Origin of the sequence: Aurantimonas sp. C2-5-R2 (assembly GCF_036549495.1) — a bacterium.
In the GTDB taxonomy this organism is placed as follows: Bacteria; Pseudomonadota; Alphaproteobacteria; order Rhizobiales; family Rhizobiaceae; genus Aurantimonas; species Aurantimonas coralicida_A.
The window spans coordinates 1-3378 of the sequence record NZ_JAZHLJ010000163.1 but is presented as its reverse complement, the minus strand read 5'-3'; the positions used below and the strand labels follow the sequence as shown (position 1 = coordinate 3378).

Sequence of the window (3378 nt, the reverse complement as noted above, 5' to 3'; positions counted from 1 at the left end):
AGAGACTGCGGGAACGGCAGGTCTTCACGGGCCAGGACATCCATGCCCAACACTAGATCTAGTGGGTGTGGGAATCAACCGGATAGGCAAGTTTCGTTCGTCTCAAATATGACCCGGCCGTGGTTTCCTGTTGCGTCGCGAATTCCAATCCAAGGAACGTCGCCCCCCCACCATTCTGGCCTTTTGCGACTTGGAGTGTGTCCAGTCTCAAGTCTTGCGACGTCCGATAGCGCGAGCCAACTCCATCCTGTGGGAGCTGCAGTGTCGGGCTTTCCGACTGAAATACAGATATCACCCGGTATAACGGCGCTTGTGGCTTGGCGCCCCCCGGTTGAAGTAATCGCACGCGCCATTATCCAACCACCGTCGCCAACTTTTCGCGTATGGTAACTGCTAGTCGGTCACTGTCCGCGAACTGCTCGTAAAGCATGACTTGAAGCGCCGAAAAGCGGTCGGCGAATGGTATGTCTTCCTCTATCGCCGCTTCTGCGCCGACATATCGCCCCGGAGTGAGGACATGGGCTTGCTGACGAACTTCTTCTAGTGTCGCAGCCTTGCAGAAGCCCGGCACGTCCGCATAGGCGCCCGCCTCGCCCTCGCCGCGCCAGGCGTGGTAGGCCCGGGTGATCTTGTCGATGTCGGCGTCGGAGAATTCCTTGCGCGTACGATCCACCATATGGCCGAGCTTGCGCGCATCGATGAACAGGATTTCGCCGCGCCGGTCGCGCAGCTTGACGTCCTTGGCAATGCCGTTCGACTTATCGCGCGCGAGGAACCACAGGCACACCGGAATCTGCGTCGAATAAAACAGCTGCCCCGGCAGGGCGACCATGCAGTCGACGACGCCCGGCGCCCCGGCCGCGCCTTCGATCAGCGCCTGCCGGATCGCGCCCTCACTGTTCTGCGTCGAGGACATCGAGCCATTGGCCAGCACCACGCCGGCCACGCCTGCGGGCGCCAAGTGATGGATGATGTGCTGCACCCAGGCGAAATTGGCATTACCGGCCGGCGGGGTGCCGTACTTCCAGCGGACGTCCTCGCGCAGACGATCACCGCCCCAGTCTGAAATATTGAAGGGCGGGTTGGCGAGAACGTAATCAGCCTTGAGATCGCGCAGCTCGTCCTTGTGAAAGCTGCCCTCGCTGTTCCACTTGATGTCCGCGTCGATACCGCGAACGGCAAGGTTCATCTTGCAGAGCCGCCAGGTGGTGTAGTTCGACTCTTGCCCATAAACCGCGATGTCGCCGATCCGGCCCTCGTGCTCTTCCGCGAATTTCTCGGACTGGACGAACATGCCGCCGGAGCCGCAGCACGGATCGTAGACCCGTCCCTTGTAGGGCTCGATCATCTCGACCATCACCCGGACGACGGAGCGGGGCGTGTAGAACTCGCCGCCGCGCTTGCCTTCCGAACCGGCGAACTGGCCGAGGAAATATTCGTAGACGCGGCCGAGGAGATCGCGGGATTCGCCCTTGCGCTCGCCCAGCGTGATGCCGGAGACGAGATCGATCAGTTCGCCGAGCATGACCGCATTCAGCGCCGGCCGCGCGTATTCTTTCGGGAGAACGCCCTTCAGGGTATCATTGCGCTTTTCAATGGCGAGCATCGCCTCGTCGATCAGCCGACCGATGCCGTTCTGCTTGGCATTCGCCTGCAGGTGCGACCAGCGCGCTTCCTTTGGAACCCAGAAGACGTTGTCGGCCGCATATTCGTCCGGGTCTTCCGCGCCCTCGGGATATTCCGCTAGAAGCGCCTCGCGCTTGGCCTCAAAACTGTCGGAGATGTGCTTGAGAAATATCAGCCCGAGCGCGACGTGCTTGTAGTCCGACGGCTCCATATTGCCGCGCAGCTTGTCGGCCGTCTTGAACAGCTCAGCCTCGAAACCGAGATCGCCGCCATTCGTCTTCTTTCTGTCGGGCTTATCCGCCCTCGGCGGCTTTTTGGCCTTTGGCTCGGTCTCGGCGAGCGCCGCGACCGTCTTCTCTTTCGCGGCGAACGAGACTGACCCGCCGCGACCGCGTCCCGGCACAACGACGTTTTCATCCATCAGTTCGGCTTTCACCGCGAAATAGGTATCCTCGCTCCAGCCGAGGGTTTCGCGCAGCAGGCCATTGCCGGCGGAGCCACCTAGTTCCTTGAGGATGTCGACGAACTTGTCCTTCAGTACCTGTCTCGCCACCGTTCCCCCTCATGCGACACATCGAATCACTGACGATAAGACAGCAAATGCATTTACGCGTCACGGCGTTTGCGAAGCCCTTTCGTGGAGTCGCTCCAGCAACCGATCGAGGATCGCGTCCTCTGGAAGAGTTTCGGACCTTTGCGGCGATGGACACGTCCGAAAACGCTCGAAAATCTCCGCCTGTTTGTGACTCGCGACAGCACCGTAGCTCGTGAAGGTCGTCAGCACCTTTTCATGGCCGAGATTTTGGCTCCACGCTTTGAAATCTTCAGCGGATATGCAGCGTTGTTGGCCCAGGGCGACAAGCGTGTTCCGGACGCTATGCGGGTTCGCGTAAGGCAATCCGGCCCGCTCAAAGGCTTGCCGGAAAATGCGCCGGATCGCGGCCGCGTCCTTCCAGTGTTTGCGATCCAGCCCGGCATTTTCGAAGCCGCCGCTTTCGCCGAGCGCGACCTTGGTCGCCGGAAACAGCGGATCGTCCTGCCGCCAGCCTTTTTCGTTGCGGAGCCATTCGATCCAACCGGCGACGACGGCTTCAACGGCCTTGCCGACAGGGAAAAAGCAGGTCGTAAATGTCTTGCGGTTCTTCGTCCGCACGTCGCGCGCATCCTGAAACACTTTCTTCGCCTCCAGATCGACATGCTTGAGCGACATCGAGGCGATGGCATTGTCCCGCGCGCCGGTCAAAAGCGTGAAGGCGATCAGCGCCCGGTCGCGCCGCTCGGTTTCGGTTTCGCGCGGCATCACGTCGATGACACGGCGAATGCCCTCGCAGGCGGTTGGTCCCTGCCGCGCCTTCATCGAGCAGGCGTAATAGCGGTAGCGCCCGCCCTTGCCGGTGCGGATNATGCCCTCGCAGGCGGTTGGTCCCTGCCGCGCCTTCATCGAGCAGGCGTAATAGCGGTAGCGCCCGCCCTTGCCGGTGCGGATCGTCATGGCCCCACCGCATTTGGCGCAATGGATCAGGCCGGTGAGCATGGTCGGCCCGCTGATGACGCGGGCGGGCATGACCTTGGGATTGCGCGCCCTGAGCCGCGCCTGGACCGCGTCGAAGGTCTCCCGGTCGATGATCGGCGGGACCGGAACCGTCACGATCTCGCTGGCGGGCTTCAGTTCCTTGGACTTGCTACGCTTGTTGAACTCATGCTCGCCCATATAGGTGCGGCGCGTCAGAATGCGGTGGACCTGCCCGATAC

At 61.6% G+C, this 3378-nt stretch carries 2 protein-coding genes; both read right to left on the bottom strand.

What is annotated here, in order from left to right:
* Positions 1-352: 352 nt before the first annotated feature.
* The gene (locus VQ044_RS24315; RefSeq protein ID WP_327650235.1) at positions 353-2179 is read right to left on the bottom strand and encodes a class I SAM-dependent DNA methyltransferase; all 1827 of its coding nucleotides are present in this window, start codon (positions 2177-2179) and stop codon (positions 353-355) included.
* 60 nt (positions 2180-2239) lie between these two features.
* Entirely contained in the window at positions 2240-3337 is a 1098-nt protein-coding gene (locus tag VQ044_RS24310) for a recombinase zinc beta ribbon domain-containing protein (protein ID WP_442880758.1), read from the bottom strand.
* Positions 3338-3378 lie beyond the last annotated feature (41 nt).